Genomic DNA, 18784 nt, shown 5'->3' with positions numbered 1-18784 from the left:
GACGGTGTCGGGGAGTCAGGGCAGCGTTGACGTGAGGCGTCGGCAGCCTTTCGCACCAACGATTCGCGATGCGGTGTGCGGAGAAGAGGAACACGGGGGCTCCGACCTCACGGCTGCGCCTGCTTCGGCAAGGTGAGGATTTCGGCTCCGTCGTTGGTGATGGCGATCGTGTGCTCACTGTGTGCTGTCCGGCAGCCTGTCGCACTTCGGAGCGTCCACCCGTCGGCGTCGGTGACAAGTTCGGCGGTGTCCGCCATGACCCACGGCTCCAGTGCCAGCAGCAGCCCAGGGCGCAGTTTGTATCCACGGCCAGGCCGTCCGGTGTTCGAAACGTGCGGGTCCTGGTGCATCGTCGATCCGATGCCATGACCTCCGAACTCGGTGTTGATCGGGTACCCCGCCCCGCTGAGGACCGTGCCGATGGCATGGGAGATGTCGCCGATACGGGCTCCGGGCCCGGCAGCGGCGATCCCCGCGGCCAGCGCGCGTTCGGTCGCGCTGATCATCGCGACGCTCTCCGGGGACTTCGCGTCGCCCACGATGAAGCTGATGGCGGCGTCCGCGGCGACTCCGCCCTTGGAGACGGCGAGGTCGAGACTCAGCAGATCGCCGTTGGCAAGCCTGTAGTCGTATGGCCGTCCGTGGAGCACGGCGTCGTTGACGGCCGTGCAGATGTAGTGGCCGAACGGGCCGCGTCCAAAGGACGGCTCGTAGTCGAGGTAACAGGACAGTGCTCCCGCCTCGACGATCATGGTCTTGGCCCATCGGTCGATGTCCAGAAGGTTCGTGCCGATCGTGCTGCGGCTCTTCAGCGTCTGCAGGATGTCAGCGACCAGGGCGCCTGTGTCTTTTGCTCGGGCCAGCAGGGTGGGGCTCAGGATCTCGATCATGCGGCGTCCTTCTCACGCAACCAATAACTATACCGGCCATACTATACCGGTATTAGAATTGGAGCCATGGTCAGGTTGCCGCTCACTCCCGCAGAGGTCGAACGCGGACGGCGCCTCGGCGCCCTCCTACGTCGGGCCAGAGGAGAGCGCTCGATGCTCGATACCGCGCTCGACGCACGTGTCTCACCGGAGACCCTCCGGAAGATCGAGTCGGGCCGCGTGGCCACCCCCGCCTTCCCGACCATCGCGGCGATCGCCGATGTCCTCGGCCTCTCCCTCGATGCGGTGTGGGCAGAGATCAGCAGGCCCGAACGTGGCGTCAGACCGACCGGCTCCGGTCACAACGCGCGTGAGCGGTTGACCTCGTAAGTCTCAATCCCGCAGCCGCGTTGGAGACGTCGACAAGAGAACTCGGCCAATGCCCCCGGTCAGCACACCTAGTGGGGGGCCATGTCGACGAAGCGGCTGTAGTGGCCCTGGAAGGCCACGGTGACCGTGGCGGTGGGGCCGTTACGGTGCTTGGCCACGATCAGGTCGGCCTCACCCGCCCTGGGCGACTCTCGCTCGTAGGCATCCTCCCGATGGAGCAGGATGACCATGTCGGCGTCCTGCTCGATGCTTCCGGATTCGCGAAGGTCGCTGACCATGGGTCTTTTGTCGGTTCGCTGCTCGGGGCCACGGTTGAGCTGGGAGATCGCGATCACCGGGACCTCCAGTTCCTTGGCGAGCAGCTTGATGGCCCGGGAGATCTCCGAGACCTCGTTCTGGCGGCTCTCGGTCTTCTTCGGCGAGGACATCAGCTGCAGGTAGTCGATGATGACGAACCGCAGGTCGTTGCGTTGCTTGAGACGGCGGCACTTGGCCCTGATCTCCATCATCGACATGTTGGGCGAGTCGTCGATGAACAACGGCGCCTCGGCCACCTCGCCCATCCGCCGGGCCAGCTTGGCCCAGTCGTCGTCGGTCATCGTGCCCGAGCGCATGGCGTGCAACGCCACCCGCGCCTCGGCCGACAGCAGGCGCATTGTGATCTCGTTACGGGACATTTCCAACGAGAACACCACAGTCGTCATGCCGTGCTTTATAGCGGCGGATCTGGCGAAATCCAGCCCCAAAGTCGACTTACCGATGGCCGGGCGGGCGGCTACGACGATCATCTGACCGGGATGCAGGCCGTTGGTGAGCGAGTCGAGGTCCTGGAACCCGGTGGGGACACCGACCATCTGGCCACCCCGGCCTCCGATGGCCTCCAGTTCGTCGAGGGCGCCCGGCATGATGTCGGCCAGGGGGATGTAGTCCTCGGAGGTGCGGCGCTCGGTGACCTTGTAGATCTCCGCTTGGGCGCGGTCGACGAGGTCGTCGACCTCCTCGTCCTGGCCACCGTAGCCGTAGGAGACGATGCGGGTGCCCGCCTCGATCAGGCGGCGGAGGATGGCCTGCTCCCGGACGATCCTCGCGTAGTAACCGGCGTTGGCCGCGGTCGGCACGACGGCGGTCAGCGTGTGCAGGTAGGCTCCGCCGCCGACCCGGGCGACCTCGCCTCGCTTCTGCAGCTCATCGAAGATGGTGACGGCGTCGGCGGGGTCACCCCGGCCGTAGAGGTCGGTGATGATGTCGTAGATGATCTGGTGGGCGGGCCGGTAGAAGTCATCGGATCGCAGGATCTCGACCACATCGGCGATGGCGTCCTTGGAGAGCAGCATGCCACCCAGGACGGACTGCTCGGCCTCGATGTTGTTCGGCGGGGTGCGCTCGAAACCTGGCTCGAAGACCGGTGGCTCCGCGATGCTCACCGAACACCCCCTCTTTCGAACACAGTTACGTTATCTCTATTTTTAGCCGACCGGTGTGACAGTTTCGCGGCTCGGCGCCCCGGCTGGCAACGCGGGCTGTCGACAGAGGTGTGGATAAGCTGTGCACTTCTTCCCCAGAGGTGTGGGCAGCCTGGGGACAGTCCTGTGGATAACTGTTGTCCACAGCTGTGGATACCTTTCTGACCAGGGGAAACGCAATCCACTGCCTGTGGAGAAAAGAAAGTTGGGGCGACACGCCGGGAGTCGCCTTAGATGGGATGAGCCGACCGGTTCATCCCGCTGAAGATCCATTGAGAGGTAAGAGACACAATGGAGCTGTGACTCTTACGCCTCGATCCGGTCGCTCCAGCCGCTCCGGTCGCGACCATGACAGGCAGATCCTGCGGCTGGCACTGCCCTCGTTCGGCGCCCTGGTGGCCGAGCCGCTCTTCCTGCTGACGGACACCGTCATCGTCAGCCGCCTGCCCGCCCCCGCGCTCGGCGCCCTGGGGGTGGCTAGCACGGTGCTGAGTTTCCTGGTGGGAATGTGCGTGTTCCTGGCCTACGGCACGACAGCGGCGGTGGCCAGGCAGATCGGGGCGGGCGAGACCGGGCGGGCACTGCGGCAGGCGGTGGACGGCCTCTGGCTGGCCGCCGGGGTGGGATCGGCGATCATCGTGATCGTCTGGCCCCTGGCCCCCTGGCTGGTCCACCTGATCGGCGCCGAGGGAGAACTCGCCCGGCAGGCGGTGACCTACCTGCGGATCAGCCTGCTCGGCGTGCCCGCCATGCTGGTGGTGCTCGCGGGCACGGGTGTGCTGCGCGGCATGCAGGACGCCTCGACTCCGCTGCTGGTGTCGGTGGGATCCTTCGCGTTGAACGCGGTGCTCAACGTCGCGTTCGTCCTGGGACTGGGCTGGGGGATCGCCGGCTCGGCCTGGGGCACGGTGCTGGCCCAGTCTCTCGCCGCCGCCGTCTACCTCGTCCTGATCTTCGTCCGTTACCGTGCGCCGTTCCGCCCGGACCTGGCGGGCGTGCGGGCGGCGGGCTCGGCCGGGATCGCCCTGATCATCCGTACGGTGTGCCTGCAGGCGGTGCTGGCCGTCTCCGCCGCGGTGGCCACCCGGATGGGAACGGACCAGATCGAGGCGTACACCGTGGCCATCAGGATCTGGATCCTGATGGCGTTCGCCCTGGACGCGATCGCGATCGCCGGACAGGCGATCACCGGGCGTGCCCTGGGTGCCGGCGACGTGGCGGGAACTCGCGCGGCGACCTGGAGAATGGTGATCTGGGGAGTCGGCTCCGGCGTGCTGCTCGGCCTCGCCGTACTGGTGGCCAGGCCGTTCATCCCCGCTCTGTTCGACGCCGGCCCGGTGGTCGCCGCGGAGCTGCTCGGCCTGCTCTGGGTGGTGGCCGCCCTGCAGCCGATCGCCGGGGTGGTGTTCGTGCTGGACGGTGTGTTGATCGGTGCCGGGGACCGGCGCTACCTCGCCTGGGCGGGGGTGTGGACGACGATCGCCTACCTGCCCGCCGCGTTACTGGTGGACCTCTGGGGCGGTGGCCTGGTGGCACTCTGGCTGGCGTTCGGGCTGTGGATGGCCGCCCGGCTGATCACTCTTTCGACGCGTGCGTACGGCACGGCGTGGCTGGTGGTCGGCAGTTGATCGAGCGGGTAATCCGGGCGTGACACTGTGGTGTCCACGACGTGACCGGATAGCACTTGTCCCAGATAACTCCCCTGCGGCACTGTGAAGCAAGTCCGACAATAAGGGTATTTAGCCCACCACGATTGGCCAGGTCGTGCCCAAAGGTCCTCCCCCGTCGATCGTGCGCCGCATGCCTCCGAGCCATGCCACAGACCGGTGGACCGGTGCGCGCCACGGCCTGCCCATGGCCTATCGCAGAGCCGACCTGGTCGTCCTCGGTATCGGCGTCATGATCGGTGCGGGCATCTTCAGCCTCGCCGGCCGCCAGGCGGCTACCATGGCCGGGCCCGGCGTGATCCTCTCCTTCATGATCGCGGGGATCACCAGCCTGCTGGTGGCCTTCTGCGTCGCCGAACTGTCCTCCGCCATGCCTGCCTCGGGAAGCGCCTACACCTTCACCTACGTCATCTTCGGCGAGGTCTGGGCCTGGGTGGTGGGCTGGGCTCTGGTCATGGAACTCCTGCTGGCCGCGGCGACGGTGGCCCGCGCGTGGTCGCTCTACGCCGCCCAGATGCTCACCGACTTCGGGGTACGCCTTCCCGACGTGGTCGCGGGGATGGTCGGTCGGCACACTGGTTTCGATCTTTTCACGCTGTTCATCCTGGTGATCCTGACGATCGTGGTGGCCCTGGGCGCCCGCGTCGGACTGCGTGCCCTGTGGATCATCGTGATCGCCAAGCTGCTGGCCGTCGGCGCGGTCATCGTGGTCGGTGCCCTCCACTTCGACCGGCGCAACCTGGCGGCCATCCCGGTGCCACCGGTGCCCGCGGAGAAGGCCGAGGAGGCCCTGCACTCCCCGCTGCTCGGCATCGTCTTCGGCCAGACGGGCGCCTTCGGCTGGTTCGGCATCTTCGCGGCCTCTGCGGTCATCACCTTCGCCTACATCGGCTTCGACGTCGTGGCCACCGCCGCCGAGGAGGCCGAGGACGCCCCGCGTTCGATCCCGCAGGGCATCATCCGCGCGCTGGTGATCACCACGGTCATCTACATCGCGGTCGCGCTGGTGATGGTCGGGATGACCCCGTACGACAGGATCGACACCGACGCGCCGCTCGCCGACGCCTTTCGCGACGCCGGCGAGGGTTTCATGGTGCACGTCATCAACATCGGAGCGGTGCTCGGCCTCACCACGGTCGTCCTGGTGCTGCTCGTCGGTCTGACCCGCGTGCTGTTCTCCATGGCACGCGACGGGTTGATCCCCCGCTCGCTCTCCAAGATCAACCGTAGCTACCACAGTCCGACGAGGGCCACGCTGGTCATCGGATTCCTGGCGATCCTGCTGGCCGAGTTCGTGGACGTGTTCACGCTCGAACCGCTGGTCGTGATCGGTGCCCTGTTCGTGTTCATCTCCGTGGCCGGCGGAGTGATCAGGATGCGGCAGACGATGCCGAACCTGCCGAGGGGCTTTCGCACCCCGCTCTCTCCTGGTGTGCCGATCGCCTCGATCGCCGCCTGCCTGTGGCTCATGGTGAACCTCCAGCTCATCACCTGGGTGTACTTCATCATCTGGATGGCCTTCGGCGTGCTGGTCTACCTGGTGTACGGCAGGCGCAACAGCGTGCTCGCCGGGATGGCGCAGTCCGCCCCCGAGGCTCCCGCCCCCTCCGCGGGACCTCCCGGCCCTCCGGAAGGTCCCGGCGGTCCCGGCACCGGATCGCGCGGCAGGCACCGGCGCTGAGCGCTCTGCGAGCGCCTGGACCGCGGGGTCCCGTCCTTCGAAAATCCGGCCTCCCCGGGCCGGAGGACGTCAGAGACGCCGGGCGTCGATCACGCTCTGCACGAACTCCCTGGTACGGAGCTCGCGAGGATCGGTGAAGATCTGCTCGGGGGTGCCGCGCTCCAGGAGCACGCCACCGTCGAGGAAACAGACGGTATCGGCGATCTCGCGGCAGAAACCCATCTCATGTGTGGTCAGGACCATGGTCATACCGCCCTCCTTGAGCTCTCGGATGATCCCGAGCACCTCCTTGACCAGCGCCGGGTCCAGCGCCGAGGTGACCTCGTCCAGCAGCATCAGGCGAGGCTGGGTGGCCAGGGCCCTGATGATGGCGACGCGCTGCTGCTGGCCGCCGGAGAGCTGATCGGGATAGGCGCCCACCCTGTCCGCCAGGCCGAACCTGTCCAGCAGGTCACGGGCCTGTTGCTCGGCCTGCCTCCTGCCCACGCCGTGCGCCTTCCGCGGGGCCAGCGTGATGTTGTCCAGCACGGTCATGTGCGGGAACAGGTTGAAGGCCTGGAACACGATGCCCATACGCTTACGCACGTCGTTGAGATCGGCGCGGGCGTCGGTGATCTCCTCTCCGTCCAGGCGGATCGTGCCGTCGTCGGCGGTCTCCAGCAGGTTCACGCAGCGCAGCAGCGTGGACTTTCCCGACCCGGAGGCGCCGATCAGGCAGACCACCTCGTGCGGCTCGACCTCCAGGTCGATACCGCGCAGCACACTGTGGCCCCGGTAGTTCTTCCACAGGCCCTCGATGCTCAGCAGGCTCATGCCCCCTCCTTTCCACCGGTTGCCCGCTGCCCGCTCACTGGCTCCGCCGCCGCTGCGAGCGGGCCGCCAGATAGTCGGTGAAGCGGGCCATCGGAATGGTGAGCAGGATGAACAGCAGCGCCGCCACCAGGTAGGGGGTGTAGTTGAAGTTGCCGGCCACGTGGATCTGCGCCTGCCTCAGCGCCTCCAGCGGGCCGATCGTGGCGACGAGCGCGGTGTCCTTCTGCAGCGAGACGAAGTCGTTGAGCAGCGGCGGTACCACCCGGCGCACGGCCTGCGGCACCACCACGTGGCGCATGGTCTGGCCGTGACTCAGGCCGAGGGACCGGGCGGCGGCCCGCTGGCTGGGATGCACCGACTCGATACCCGCCCGGAAGACCTCCGCCACGTACGCTCCGTACGAGAGCGTGAGCGCGATGATGCCCAGCGTCGCGAGGTCCGTCGGGGTGCCCTGCAGGCCGAGCGCGGGCAGCCCGAAGCCGACGAGATAGATGATGAGGATCGTGGGCACGCCACGGAAGACGTCGGTGTAGATCACCGCCAGGGCGCGCAGCGGGAAGAAGACCGGCGCCGTGAGATTGCGGGCCAGCGCGACCAGCAGGCCCACGAGAAGGATCAGCGGCTCGGCGATCAGGAAGATCTTGATGTTGAGCAGGAACCCGCTCAGCACGTCCGGCAGCGCCTTGACGAACTGCTCCGGGTCGAAGAACGTCTCCCGCACCCGGGGCCAGCCGGGGGAGGCGGTGAAGAGCCAGAACAGCAGGACGATCACAATGATCGTCGAGACCGTCGCGACGGAGCCCGAGCGGAGAGACGACCTCCTGCGGAGCCGCTCCCGCTCAAGCTGCCGTTCGCTCTTCGTCCAGTCGTCGGAGAGCCGCAGGCTCTCGTCGTTCCTCATCGAGCGCCGCGGCGCGGACGGTACGCGCTCCGCGCCCACGGCGGTGACATGAACTCCGGGATCACTTCAGCTCCGGCGCACCCGCGGCGGAACCGAGCCACTCGGTTTCGATCTTCGCCAGCTCGCCGGAGGCGGTCAGCTTGTCGATCGCCTCGTTGACGCAGCTCACCAGCGGGCTGCCCTTCTCGAACACCGCGCCGAAGACCTCGGGAACACCGGAGGCGGTGCCGAACTGACCAACGATCTTGGAGTTCTCGACCTGGGCGGCGGTCACGTAGAACGCGGTGGGCAGGTCCACCACCACCGCGTCGACCTGCTTGTTCTTCAGCGCGTTGACGGCGTCGATCTGCTCGTTGTAGACGTTGAGCTCGGCCGAGGGCTGGATGACGTCCTTGACCGCCTGCAGCGAGGTGGTACCGACCTGCACGCCGATCTTGGCGTCCTTCAGGCCCGCCAGGTCCGTGGCGGCGGCGACCTTCGAGCCGTCCAGCGCGACCACCGCCTGCTTGACCGTGTAGTAGCCCTTGCTGAAGTCGACGACCTTGGCCCGGTCGGGGGTCACCGAGACCTGGTTGACGTCGAAGTCGAACTGCTTGGCACCCGGCGCGAACGCGGAGTCGAACTTCACGGTGGCCCAGGTGACGTCACCTTCGGCGAAGCCCATCTGACCCGCGACGGCGTAGGCGACGGCGCTCTCGAAGCCCTTGCCGTTGGCCGGGTCGTCGTCGTTGAACCACGGCTCGTAGGCGGGCTTGTCGGTGCCGATGGTGAGCTTGCCGGGGGTCTTCAGCGCGAGGCTCTCCTTGGCACAGGCGTTGGAGGCGGCTCCGGAGGCGCTCGGGGCCGCGGAGTTCGTCTGGGTCGTCGTTTCCGAGGCCGGCGCACAGGCCACCGCGGTCGCCGCGAGGGCACCGAGCGCGAGCAGCATCGAGGGACGGACCATGACAAGACCTCCAGGGGGAAACAACGATTTCCGAATTGTACGTATCAGCGATGACCTGGAGTAACACGGTCTCGATATGTGGGCTTCCGCTCGCGGACAAAGAGCTTTCCGCACGCCCCGCCGATATCCCGACGGGCGGTAGCCCGTGGAGAAACCCGCACCGCCGGTTGCGAAAGAACAAGGGCTCCTCCCCGCGAACGGGGAGGAGCCCTTGTCTCACTGGGCCTCTCAGGCCGCGACGACCTCGACATCGAGGGACGCGGAGACCTCCGGGTGCAGCTTGACGCTGACCCGGTGGGCGCCGAGGCTCTTGATCGCGGAGGCGATCTCGATGCGACGGCGGTCGAGCACGGGGCCACCGGCGGCCTTGACGGCCTCGGCGACGTCACCCGTGGTGATGGAGCCGAAGAGGCGACCGGACTCGCCGGCCTTCGTCTTCAGGACCACCTTCAGGGCCTGCAGCTGGCCGGCGACCTCCTTGGCGGTGCCAAGGTCGCGGATCTCGCGGGCGTCGCGAGCCTTCTTGATCGAGGAGATCTGCTTCTCGCCGCCGCGCGTCCAGAGGATCGCGAAACCGCGGGGAAGCAGGTAGTTGCGGCCGTAGCCGTCCTTGACCTCGACGATGTCGCCGGGGGCGCCGAGGCCGGTGACCTCACTGGTGAGAATGAGCTTCATCTGTCCGGACCTCCTTAGCGCGCGGTGCTCATGTACGGCAGGAGCGCCATCTCACGAGCGTTCTTGATAGCGGTCGCCACGTCACGCTGGTGCTGGGTGCAGTTGCCCGTCACCCGGCGGGCACGGATCTTGCCGCGGTCGGAGATGAACTTCCGAAGCAGCGCCGTGTCCTTGTAGTCGACGTAGGAGATCTTGTCGTGGCAGAACAGGCAAACCTTCTTCTTGGGCTTGCGCAGTGCCGGCTTGGCCATCGTGGTGCTCCTTTCAGAGCCCCGCCGTCAGGCGGGAATGGTCGCTGCGGATATGGACTGGGATCGCGGGATGACCGCTGTCCCTAGAAAGGCGGTTCGTCGCTGAAGTCGCCGCCGCCGAAGCCGCCGCCACCCTGCTGCTGGCCGCCGCCCCCGTAGTTGCCGCCGCCGCCGAAGCCGCCACCTTGCGGTGCGGCGGGCGTCGCGGAGGCCCACGGGTCGTTGGCCGGGCCGCCGCCGAAGCCACCGCCACCGCCCTGACGGGCGGTCTTGTTGACCTTGGCGGTCGCGTTTCGCAGGGAGGGGCCGACCTCGTCGACCTCAACCTCGTAGACCGTGCGCTTCTCGCCTTCCTTGGTCTCGTAAGACCTCTGGCGTAGCCGTCCCTGAACGATGACCCGCATGCCGCGCTGGAGGCTCTCGGCGGCGTTCTCCGCCGCCTGCCGCCACACGTTGCAGGTCAGGAACAGGCCTTCGCCGTCCTTCCACTCGTTGGTCGTCTTGTCGAGGAACCTCGGAGTGGATGCGATGCGGAACCGGGCCACCGCTTGCCCCGTGGGGGTGAAGCGCAGCTCCGGGTCGTCGACGAGGTTGCCGACGATGGTGATCGTGGTGTCGCCTGCTGCCATGGCTAGCGCTGCCCTTCCTGCGGCCTTGCTGGTTATCGGCTCAGAGTACGGCTGCCGCCCGACAAAATGCCGGGGGTTTAGTGCACGTCCGGGCGGAGAACCTTGGTGCGCAGGATTCCCTCGTTGAGGTTCATCTGCCGGTCGAGCTCCTTGACCGTGGCGGGCTCGGCGCTCAGGTCGATGACGGCGTAGATGCCCTCGGGCTTCTTCGCGATGTCGTAGGACAGCCTGCGGCGACCCCACACGTCGACCTTCTCCACGGTGCCGCCGTCGTTGCGGACGACCGTGAGGAACTGGTCGAGGGAAGGGGCGACCGTACGCTCATCGAGCGAGGGGTCAAGAATGACCATCACTTCGTAACGGCGCATGCTGACTTCAACCTCCTCTGGACTCTTGCGGTCACGACACCGTGCCGTGACAGGAGGACGCTGACGTACTTCACCTCGGGCGCCCATTTCGGCGCTCGGGGTGGAGGGTGGGCGATGACACACCCATTCGACGTAGCCGTGCCAGCCTACCAGTCCGTCAAGGGTTGGGCCGTCGCCTCGCCGGGCACGTCCTCTCGCAGGAGAAAGAGGAGGCGGTGAAGATGCCTCGTGCGTATGGACATGCCCGGAAGAGACCCTTGCGGTTCACGTTGAACACCGACGGGCGTCGTCACAGGATCGAGAACGTGCTGAGCGTCGTCACGATCGGCTGCGGGCTACTCGCCTTCGCCACCGGGCTGATCCCCTCCGCGCATGTCGTCGCGTCGTGGGCGGGGGTGCTGGGATTCTTCGGAGGTCTCTACTCGCAGTACGTCTCCGCGACGACGCCGGAACGCGCGCTGAACATCGTGGGCATCGTGGCCTCGTTCGTCGGTGTGGCCTTCGGCATCTATCACGGGGGTTTCCTCCCGTGAGGTTCCCGGTCAGACGAGGGCCACACCGGCGCGGGGACGGCTAACCGTTCAGGCGCAGGTCCACGCCGAGCAGGACGAGGAACCACAGGAAGACCGCCAGCAGAGCCTCGGCGACGTCCTTCAGGAGCGCGGGAGTGATGTAGTCGTACACCCAGGCGACGTACAGGCCGACCAGGATGTAGATGAGGCCGATAAGACTGATCCCTCTGCGATAGTAAGCCACGTGGACTCCTTGTGTTCGGCCCGTGGGGGTGAGTGGTAGGGCGCGCCCTGCGACTGCCCAGGGCCTCGCCGTTGAAACAGCTAGGCTCGGACACATGCCGCTTATCGGAGCTCATGTCGACCAGGACGACCCGCTGGCGCACGCCAGGGCGCGCGGCGCCGAGGTCGTGCAGTTCTTCCTCGGTGACCCGCAGGGCTGGAAGGGCCCGGTCATCGGCGAGAAGACCCTGGAGATCAAGGACTCGGACGTGGAGGTCTACGTCCACGCCCCCTATGTGATCAATGTGGCGACCGCCAACAACCGGGTCCGCATCCCCAGCCGCAAGCTGCTCGGCTCACATCTCGCCGCGGCGGCCGAGCTCGGCGCCAGGGGGCTGATCGTCCACGGCGGGCACGTGGGGGCCGGAGAGGATCCGCAGAAGGGCTTCGACAACTGGCGCAAGGTGTTCGAGCGCCTGGAGGAGCAGCGGATCCCCGTGCTCATCGAGAACACCGCGGGCGGCGGCAACGCGATGGCGCGCAAGCTTGACCGCATCGCCCGGCTCTGGGACTCGCTCGACGGCTTCGACGTGGGCTTCTGTCTCGACACCTGCCACGCCCACGCGGGCGGCGAGGACCTGGCGGACGTGGTCGAGCGGATCATGGCGATCACCGGCAGGATCGACCTGATCCACTGCAACGACTCTCGCGACGCCTTCGACTCCGGCGCCGACCGGCACGCGAGCCTCGGAGCGGGCCAGATCGACCCCGAACTCATCCTGAGCGTGTGCCGGAGCGCGAACGCGCCGATCGTGGTGGAGACGCCCTTCGACGGCCAGGCCGCCGACATCGCCTTTCTCAGATCGAAGCTCTAGCGCGAGACCTCGGGCGGAAGAGTCCGTCCACAGCCTGTGGATAACTTGGTGGGATTACTTTTCCCCGGAAACGGGTAAGGGATTCAGCCCACCCAGGCACCGTCGGCGAAGATCAGCACGTTGAGCGCCATCAGCGGGCCCACCACCAGGGCATAGACGATGATGATCCACCGCCGCCACGGCGCCTGCCCGCCGCTCGCCTTCGCGATCAGGATGAAGAGCGGCCACCACAGCAGCGCCGAGCGCGGAACCGACAGGTAGTAGGCGGAGCAGAGCAGGGCGCCCACCTGGAGCCCCACGTAAACGAACTCGCTCCACCTCCGCAGGTAGAGCAGGACCAGCACGAGCACGACACCGACGATCGCCCCCGCGATCTCGAACCGGAACGCCCAGGCGAACCGGCCCTCGCCCATGGCCGAGTTCCAGGTCGTGATCAGTGACTCCCAGGGCCACACCATGTGCCGACCCCAGCCGGCCTCCTGGGCGCTCTTCCAGGCCAGCCAGTCGCCGGTGCGGGAGTGCTGGTAGACGGAGTAGAGCACCAGCGGCACGAATGGGAGCAGCAGCCAACCGGCCTGCCGTGCGAGCTGACGTACGGGCCGCCGCCGGGCGAAGAACTCCACGATCAGCGCCAGAGCCAGGAACAGGCCGGTGATGCGCACGCAGGAGGCACCCGCCGCCAGGGCCGCGGCGAGCGGCCAGCACCCCCTGCGCGCCGCGAGCCAGGCGGGAACGGCGAAGGCCAGGAAGAGCGACTCGCTGTAACCGGCGAACAGGAACACCGCCATCGGCCAGAGCAGCAGCGCCAGCACCGCGCGCCGGCCGGTCCCCGCCGGCCCCTCGAACTCGGCCAGCCTGGCGAGCGCCGTCATCGCGACGGCGCCGGCCACGAAGGAGATCAGCAGCCCGGCGACCGTCCAGTCGCCGACCACGAGGTGCACCGCGCGGAGCGCCAGTGGCATCCCGGGGAAGAAGGCGGGCAGCCCGGCGTCGGGCTCGCTGCCGGGAGCGCCGTCGTAGCCGTGCTCGGCGATGGTGGCCAGGAGGCTGGCATCCCAGTGCTTCCAGCGCTCCAGGAACGGCGGCGGGACCGCGTCCCCCTCCATCATCGCCTGGGCGCCGACGACGACCAGGGCGACGACTCCCAGCCGGGAGGCCAGCCAGAGCAGCAGCCCTTCCTGCGCGGGGTCGCGCGGAGGGTCGCCAGGGTTAATCACAAAGTGTGATCTTTGCGGATCATCCCGACCGGCCGCCAGAGTCATCCCGTCCCCCGCGTCAGGAGAGCGCGAGCCGGAAACGGTCGGGTGCGCCGTCGAAGACGCCGCCCGCCTGGTCGTCGGTCCCGTCCTGGCGGATCACGTCCTTGTCGGGGAGCAGGATGTCCCGCACCACGAACGCCATCATGATCAGAATGGTGATCGCGCGGGCCCACACCGCGGTGAAGTAGGTGTCGCCGGCGATGCCCAGTGCCTCGTTGCCCGGCTGGATACCGACCAGATAGAGCCAGATCGCGAAGAAGTACCAGCACTCGGCGAGCTGCCAGAGCGCGATCGGCTTCCAGTGCGGCCTGGCCAGCACCGCGAAGGGGATCAGCCAGAGCACGTACTGCGGCGACCACACCTTGTTGGTCAGCATGAACGCGGCCAGGGTGAGGAAGCAGAGCTGCATCAGGCGCGGGCGGGTCCTGGCCGTCACGGTGAGCACGGCGATCGCCAGGCAGAACGCGGCGAGAGAGACGACGCCCAGCTGGTCGACGAGTTCGGCGTCACCGAGGATCGGCCACTGCTTCTGGTTGAAGAAGTACCAGAGCGACCCCCAGTCGGCCCCCCGCTCCTGGCTGAAGACGTAGAACCTCTTCCAGCCGTCGAAGGCGAACACCATGATCGGCACATTGACGACGAGCCAGGCTCCCACGACGCCGCCGAGCGTCTTGAGGAACGGCACCCACCTGCCGGTGCGCAGCGCCAGCAGGAACAGCGGGCCGAGGAACATCAGCGGGTAGAACTTGGTGGCGATCGCCAGGCCGAGCAGGATGCCCGCCAGCCACTGTTTCCGCTTCGACCAGGCCAGCAGCGCGCCCAGCGCGAGGGCGTTGGCCGCCAGGTCCCAGTTGATGTACGCGGTGAGGATCAGCCCGGGGACCAGGGCGTACCAGAGCGCGTCCCAGCGCCTGGCCGGACCGGCCAGCGCGGCCATCAGCAGCACGCCGATGACCAGGCAGATCGCCATGAGGATGACCGTGAGATCGTAGAACGCCGTCCCCTGGTCTGCCATGGGGGTGACGATCCGGCGGAAGAACTCCATGATCCCGCCGATGCCGACGGGGTACTCGACCGGGTAGTCGAAATAAGGGATCTTGCCCTCGTTGAGCTTCTCGTTCCACCACAGGGGATAGATGTCGGTGTAACAGAAGTTCGTGAACTGCAGGGTCCCGTCGTTCCACGCCCCGCCGACGCGGCACGGCCACTTCCAGAACCAGGCCAGGATCGCCCCCAGCCCCGCGAACAGGGCCAGGGGCAGGTACGGGATGGCCCGGGTGCCGAACTCCGGCAGCGAGCGCCGCGACGTCAGGAGGTTCTTCATCAGGGGCGTCGTCCGCTCGCGGCGGGTGTCGGCATGATCGCCGCGCCGGGGGCCCCGGGCGCCCCGGCCGCGCCGTTATCGGTGATCTCGCCGTTCGGCGGACCGTCGCCCGGGCCGCCGTCGCCGACGTCGCAGGAGCCGTCCCAGGGCAGACACTCGCGACCGTCGGGGTTGTCCGGCTCACCGCCGCCGTCTTCGGGCCAGCCGCCGCCGTTGTCGCCGCTGTCGGGGAACGGGTTGTCGTCCATGGTCGGCGTCGGGGAGGGCGTCGGCTTGGGCGTGGCCAGGTTGCTCTGCGAGCCGGTGTTGGCCCTCGGCGGGAACTGCTGGACCTCGTCCTTGGCGGTCACGGCCTGCATGTAGTCGTGCCAGATCTGGGTCGGGGTGCCACCACCGCCGATGAAGGAGGGCATGGGCTCCTCCTTCCAGAGGATCTTCGAATCATCGATCTTGCGGCTCGGCAGGCCGTACTTGTCGACCTTGAGCTTGCGCGTCCCCGCCCTGTTGTAGGGCACGTCCTTGGACATGCCGACCGCGGTGACGATCTGCGGGGTGAAACCGACGAACCAGGCGTCCTTGTAGCCGTTGTTCGTGCCGGTCTTGCCGGCCACCGGCCGCGAGCCGATGTTCGCGGTGGCGCCGGTGCCGCCCTTGACCACGGCCTGGAGCGCGACCGTCGCGTCGGCCGCGGACTCGGGGCTGATGACCTGCCGCACGGTGGCCTGCTCCGCGAGCACCGGAGAGCCGTCGATCTTGGTCACCTTGACGACGGTGTGCCAGTCGGCGTGCTTGCCCTCGTTGGCGAAGATCGAGTAGCCGGCGGCCTGCTCGACCGCGGTGACCGAGGCGCTGCCGATGGTGACCTGGAACTTCTGCTCGTCGACCGCGTAGTCGACCGCGTTCTTGCCGCCGTAGGAGGGGTTGTACTTGGCGGTCTCGCCGACCCCCGCCTCCTTGGCGATCCTCGCCACCTCGGGGAGCGTGACGACCTCACCCATCTGCACGAAGACCGTGTTGACCGAGCTGGCCATGGCCTTGATCATGTTGATCGCCCCGTACGCGGTGTTCCCCGAGTTGCTGATCGGGGTGGTGCCCGGCATCTTGATCGTGGCCATGCCGTCGACGTAGCTGTCGAGCGACCGGCCGCTCTCCAGCCAGGCCGCGAGCACGTAGGGCTTGAACGCCGAGGCCGCCTGCTTGGTGGAGTCGAAGGCGCGGTTGTTGAAGTCGTTGACGAAGTCGTCGCCGCTGTAGAAGGCGAGCACCCGGCCGTTCTTCGGATCCACCGAGGCGATGCTGGCGTGGATGGTCGGCTCCAGGCCGGCGGTACGGGCCTTCACCGCCTTCTGCGCCTCCTCCATCATCTTCTTGTCGAAGGTGGTGTAGACCTTGTACCCCTTGGTCTCCAGATCCTCCTGGGTGATGCCCCGCCCCTTGAGCTCCCGGAAGACGATGTTGAGCATGTAGCCCTTGATCCCCTTGAAGGTCTGCGAGACCTTGACCTTGGCGAACTTCAGATCCTCGAAGGAGCTTCCGGCGTACTTGCCGTACGCGGCGGGGTCGATCTCCGCCATGTTCCTCAGCGCGGCGCCGAAGCGCTCCTTGGTCGCGGCGTAGTTGCCGGCCTGCTCCTGGATGTCGAAGGCGTCCGGGTTCTGGATCCGGCCGGCCAGGTAGGCGCCCTCCTGCGGGGTCAGCTGACCGATGTTCTTGTTGAAGAAGGCCTTCGAGGCTGCCTGGATACCGTACGCGCCGCGGCCGAAGTAGATGATGTTGAGGTAGCGCTCAAGGATCTCGTCCTTCTCCAGCGTCTTGCTGATCTTGACGGCGACGAAGATCTCCTTGATCTTGCGCTGTACCGAGACCTCCTGACTGAGGCCGTCGTAGTAGCCGCGGGCCATCTGCTGGGTGATGGTCGAGGCGCCCTGGAGCTGTGCGCCGCTGACCGTGCTCCAGAGGGAACGGGCCATACCGGCCAGGTCGATGCCGCTGTCGGTGCGGAAGCTCTGGTTCTCCAGGGCGATCACCGCGTCCTGGACGTGCTTGGGAATCTGGCTGATCTTGACCGGGGTGCGCTTGACACCGAGGCGCGCGATCGGGGTCTTCTTGTCCCGGTAGTAGACCACGCTGCCCCGGTCGTCCACGCCGGCCTGCGCGGTCTCCGGGACCGGCGTGTTGGCGTAGGCCACCGCGATCATGCCGAAGACACCGGCGCTGAGGACCACGAAGCTGGCCATCACGATCTTCCAGTTGGGCAGGAAGCGCGTCCACCGCCTGGCCTTGGGCTCGTCCTCACCGTCGCCGTCGCCGGGACCGTACCCCCCGGGCCCCCCCGGGCCGCCCAGACCCTCCGGCCCCTGGCCTCCGGGACCGCCCGCGCCACGCCCGGCGCGGCGTCTGCGCACGCCGCCCTCACCGGCTCTCGAACCGGTTCCCGCCTGGGCGGCGAGCATCGCCTGGGTGTCCTCGAACGCGGCCTCGGCCCGGCGGCCTGTCGGGTCGGTGTCACGGCGACGGAGCTCACCGCCCCGCTGCTCGGGCTCGCGCGGGGGCATCCCGCCCGGAGCGCCCGCGTCCCGCCGGGGCTGGGCACCCGGGTGCTGGGGCGCGCCGCCGGCGTAGGGCATCCCGCCGGGCATCCCACCGGGCTGGGGCATCATCATGGTCCGGTTGTCGGCCCCCGCGCCCTGTGGCGGCCTACCTTGCTGCTGTTCCCAGCTCGCGCCGCCGGTTTGAGAGTTTTGTGAAGGGGGAACTGCACGGGGAGCGGCTCCTGGGCCTGAGCGACGGCGCCGCCCCTGACGAGCCGACCCGTCGGCGCCCTCCTGGCGCCCGTTCGGCTCCGGGTCATTGCTGTGGCTGTAACTCACGCGTCCTCGTTCGGTCATCGGGGTCTACGACGGCGTGCAGGCGGGCGAGACTACCTCCTGATCACCGGAGATCTCGCCGCCTTGGCTTACTGGTAGCCGGCCCATTCGGGTGGATCTCCGTTCCCGAGGACGAACGAGATCGTCAGCTGGTTTCGACAACAACCTTGGCAGACCTCTCCCACGTTGACGCGGGATTCCCCGTATTGGAAAGCGGTCCACGCCGTGCGGGGGCCGTGCCCCACCACCGCCTGTTGTGACCACATAGGCGCCAGACTACGGCTTTTTGTTGTTTGCTCCCAACCTCTTGGGAAAGTCGCTGATTGCAGGGTTATGTTGAATGGACGTATCCTGCAGATGTATCGGTTCGATACATCGGCGCGAGAGGTGGTGGTTTCCGGTGGCCGGCGGACGTGGCGGGGTGCTGGAGCTGGCCGTGCTCGGGTCGTTGCACGAGACCCCGCTCCATGGCTATGAGCTGCGCAAACGGCTCAACGCCCTGCTCGGCATGTTCCGGGCCTTCTCCTACGGCTCGCTCTATCCGTGCCTCCGCCAGTTGCTCACCGACGGACTGATCATCGAAGACGGCGACGCCGCCGCTGCCAACGCCGACAGCCCCATCGCGCTCCCCGGCCGCCGCTCGAAGATCGTCTATAGGCTGACCGCGGAGGGCAAGGAGCGCCTGCATGAGCTGCTCACCCAGGCCGGTCCTTCGGCCTGGGAGGACGAGAGCTTCGGCGTGCACTTCGCCTTCTTCAGGCACACCGAGGCGGAGGTGCGCCTGCGCATTCTCGAAGGCCGGCGCAGCCGGCTCGAGGAACGCCTGGACGGCGTGCGCACGGCACTGGCCCGCACCCGCGAGCGACTGGACAGCTACACCCTTGAACTCCAGCGTCACGGTCTGGAGTCGGTCGAACGCGAAGTGCGCTGGTTGAATGAGCTGATCGCCACCGAACGGCGAGCGTCGCCGCCGGACGAGGAGCGGCGATCCGCGCGGGAGGGAACGTCCCGGGCGTCCGAGCCCGGAGCGGATACGACGGGGCGGCCTGCCACCCCGGAAGACAACTGACCACCA

19 protein-coding genes are annotated in these 18784 nt (G+C 67.6%); 6 read left to right on the top strand and 13 right to left on the bottom strand.

The window, feature by feature from the left end:
* Nucleotides 1-107: 107 nt before the first annotated feature.
* The gene (map, locus tag AB0K21_RS28925) at nucleotides 108-890 is read right to left on the bottom strand and encodes a type I methionyl aminopeptidase (protein ID WP_343970285.1); all 783 of its coding nucleotides are present in this window, start codon (nucleotides 888-890) and stop codon (nucleotides 108-110) included.
* A 66-nt stretch (nucleotides 891-956) separates the two neighbouring features.
* Here map and AB0K21_RS28920 point away from each other — a divergent pair, with 66 nt between their 5' ends.
* Nucleotides 957-1259, top strand: coding sequence for a helix-turn-helix transcriptional regulator (locus AB0K21_RS28920; protein ID WP_343970288.1), 303 nt, complete (start codon nucleotides 957-959; stop codon nucleotides 1257-1259).
* A gap of 68 nt (nucleotides 1260-1327) precedes the next feature.
* On the opposite strand, the gene dnaB is transcribed toward AB0K21_RS28920, so the two are convergent.
* Nucleotides 1328-2683 carry a replicative DNA helicase gene (dnaB, locus tag AB0K21_RS28915; protein ID WP_030919742.1) on the bottom strand — a complete coding sequence of 452 codons (1356 nt, stop codon included), beginning with the start codon at nucleotides 2681-2683 and terminating at the stop codon, nucleotides 1328-1330.
* A gap of 338 nt (nucleotides 2684-3021) precedes the next feature.
* Here dnaB and AB0K21_RS28910 point away from each other — a divergent pair, with 338 nt between their 5' ends.
* A complete protein-coding gene (locus AB0K21_RS28910) occupies nucleotides 3022-4350 on the top strand; it encodes an MATE family efflux transporter (protein WP_343970292.1) in 1329 nt (442 codons plus the stop codon).
* Nucleotides 4351-4522: 172 nt separating this feature from the next.
* Entirely contained in the window at nucleotides 4523-6070 is a 1548-nt protein-coding gene (locus tag AB0K21_RS28905; protein ID WP_364154860.1) for an amino acid permease, read from the top strand.
* A 69-nt stretch (nucleotides 6071-6139) separates the two neighbouring features.
* On the opposite strand, the gene AB0K21_RS28900 is transcribed toward AB0K21_RS28905, so the two are convergent.
* The 7 genes from AB0K21_RS28900 to rpsF form a co-directional block, all read right to left on the bottom strand.
* Entirely contained in the window at nucleotides 6140-6883 is a 744-nt protein-coding gene (locus AB0K21_RS28900) for an amino acid ABC transporter ATP-binding protein (RefSeq protein ID WP_343970298.1), read from the bottom strand.
* A 34-nt stretch (nucleotides 6884-6917) separates the two neighbouring features.
* The gene (locus AB0K21_RS28895; protein ID WP_343970301.1) at nucleotides 6918-7784 is read right to left on the bottom strand and encodes an amino acid ABC transporter permease; all 867 of its coding nucleotides are present in this window, start codon (nucleotides 7782-7784) and stop codon (nucleotides 6918-6920) included.
* A gap of 61 nt (nucleotides 7785-7845) precedes the next feature.
* The gene (locus tag AB0K21_RS28890; protein WP_343970304.1) at nucleotides 7846-8727 is read right to left on the bottom strand and encodes an ABC transporter substrate-binding protein; all 882 of its coding nucleotides are present in this window, start codon (nucleotides 8725-8727) and stop codon (nucleotides 7846-7848) included.
* A 228-nt stretch (nucleotides 8728-8955) separates the two neighbouring features.
* The gene (rplI, locus tag AB0K21_RS28885) at nucleotides 8956-9402 is read right to left on the bottom strand and encodes a 50S ribosomal protein L9 (protein ID WP_343970307.1); all 447 of its coding nucleotides are present in this window, start codon (nucleotides 9400-9402) and stop codon (nucleotides 8956-8958) included.
* A 14-nt stretch (nucleotides 9403-9416) separates the two neighbouring features.
* A complete protein-coding gene (gene rpsR, locus AB0K21_RS28880) occupies nucleotides 9417-9653 on the bottom strand; it encodes a 30S ribosomal protein S18 (protein WP_012895699.1) in 237 nt (78 codons plus the stop codon).
* An 83-nt stretch (nucleotides 9654-9736) separates the two neighbouring features.
* Entirely contained in the window at nucleotides 9737-10282 is a 546-nt protein-coding gene (locus AB0K21_RS28875) for a single-stranded DNA-binding protein (RefSeq protein ID WP_343970322.1), read from the bottom strand.
* 77 nt (nucleotides 10283-10359) lie between these two features.
* Entirely contained in the window at nucleotides 10360-10650 is a 291-nt protein-coding gene (gene rpsF / locus AB0K21_RS28870; protein ID WP_030919721.1) for a 30S ribosomal protein S6, read from the bottom strand.
* A 257-nt stretch (nucleotides 10651-10907) separates the two neighbouring features.
* On the opposite strand from rpsF, the gene AB0K21_RS28865 reads away from it, so the two are divergent.
* A complete protein-coding gene (locus AB0K21_RS28865; RefSeq protein WP_364154855.1) occupies nucleotides 10908-11183 on the top strand; it encodes a hypothetical protein in 276 nt (91 codons plus the stop codon).
* A gap of 40 nt (nucleotides 11184-11223) precedes the next feature.
* On the opposite strand, the gene AB0K21_RS28860 is transcribed toward AB0K21_RS28865, so the two are convergent.
* A complete protein-coding gene (locus AB0K21_RS28860; protein ID WP_030919717.1) occupies nucleotides 11224-11406 on the bottom strand; it encodes a hypothetical protein in 183 nt (60 codons plus the stop codon).
* Between the two features lie 94 nt (nucleotides 11407-11500).
* Between AB0K21_RS28860 and AB0K21_RS28855 the strand changes: the two genes are divergently transcribed.
* On the top strand, nucleotides 11501-12259 hold the full coding sequence (locus tag AB0K21_RS28855; protein ID WP_343970330.1) for a deoxyribonuclease IV: 759 nt from the start codon (nucleotides 11501-11503) through the stop codon (nucleotides 12257-12259).
* A gap of 83 nt (nucleotides 12260-12342) precedes the next feature.
* Here AB0K21_RS28855 and AB0K21_RS28850 read toward each other — a convergent pair whose 3' ends face one another.
* Genes AB0K21_RS28850 through AB0K21_RS28840 form a run of 3 tightly spaced genes read right to left on the bottom strand, consistent with a single transcriptional unit; the run spans nucleotide 12343 to nucleotide 17505 of the window.
* Complete coding sequence (locus tag AB0K21_RS28850; protein WP_364154852.1) at nucleotides 12343-13476, bottom strand: hypothetical protein; 1134 nt, start codon at nucleotides 13474-13476, stop codon at nucleotides 12343-12345.
* 58 nt (nucleotides 13477-13534) lie between these two features.
* Nucleotides 13535-14842, bottom strand: coding sequence for a glycosyltransferase 87 family protein (locus tag AB0K21_RS28845; RefSeq protein ID WP_364154850.1), 1308 nt, complete (start codon nucleotides 14840-14842; stop codon nucleotides 13535-13537).
* The gene (locus tag AB0K21_RS28840; protein ID WP_364154848.1) at nucleotides 14842-17505 is read right to left on the bottom strand and encodes a transglycosylase domain-containing protein; all 2664 of its coding nucleotides are present in this window, start codon (nucleotides 17503-17505) and stop codon (nucleotides 14842-14844) included. Before AB0K21_RS28840 ends, AB0K21_RS28845 begins: the two co-directional genes overlap by 1 nt.
* Before the next feature lie 604 nt (nucleotides 17506-18109).
* On the opposite strand from AB0K21_RS28840, the gene AB0K21_RS28835 reads away from it, so the two are divergent.
* Nucleotides 18110-18778 (top strand): PadR family transcriptional regulator, encoded by a 669-nt coding sequence (locus AB0K21_RS28835; protein ID WP_343970342.1) that lies wholly within the window; start codon nucleotides 18110-18112, stop codon nucleotides 18776-18778.
* Nucleotides 18779-18784: the final 6 nt, after the last annotated feature.

The organism is Streptosporangium sp. NPDC049248 (assembly GCF_040678965.1).
Taxonomy (GTDB): Bacteria; Actinomycetota; Actinomycetes; order Streptosporangiales; family Streptosporangiaceae; genus Streptosporangium; species Streptosporangium fukuiense.
The sequence above is the reverse complement of the archived record's forward strand: the minus strand, read 5'-3'. Positions and strand labels throughout refer to the sequence as shown.